This is a genomic window from Bowmanella dokdonensis (assembly GCF_017254865.1).
Classification (GTDB): domain Bacteria; phylum Pseudomonadota; class Gammaproteobacteria; order Enterobacterales; family Alteromonadaceae; genus Bowmanella; species Bowmanella dokdonensis.
In genome coordinates this window covers 1-473 of sequence record NZ_JAFKCV010000085.1, presented here as the reverse complement: position 1 = coordinate 473, position 473 = coordinate 1, and the positions used below count along the sequence as shown (strand labels likewise).

Genomic DNA, 473 nt, shown 5'->3' with positions numbered 1-473 from the left:
ATATTAATCGACAGGGATCCCGGGTGATAAGTCACGCCCAGGGCGCGTATATTTTTGAAGCCAATGGCCACAGACTGCTCGACGGGATGTCCGGCCTATGGTGTTGTAACTTAGGTTACAGCCAACCGCGCATCAATCAGGCCATTGCCGCCCAGCTTGAAGAGTTGCCCTATTACAATACGTTCTTTCAATGCACTCACCCACGCGCCACTGAATTAGCCCAAGCCATCTGTAACAAGGCACCGGCGCATCTAAACCGGGTGTTTTTCACCAACTCCGGCTCGGAAGCCAATGACTCGGTGCTCCGGTTCGTTCACCGCTATTGGGATGCCCGCGGAAAGCCTCAACGCAAGGCCATTATTGCCCGGGAAAATGCTTACCATGGCAGTACTATCGCTGGCGCCAGCCTCGGTGGAATGGGCTTTATGCATGAACAGTTTGAGCCGCTTCGCGGTATTCATCATATTCCTCAG

Annotated in this window: 1 protein-coding gene; it reads left to right on the top strand. The window is 53.5% G+C overall.

Going from position 1 to position 473, the window contains the following annotated elements; translation table 11 throughout:
• Positions 1-23: 23 nt before the first annotated feature.
• On the top strand, positions 24-473 hold a 450-nt coding region (locus J0A66_RS21655; RefSeq protein ID WP_338143936.1), incomplete at its 3' end, for an aminotransferase class III-fold pyridoxal phosphate-dependent enzyme.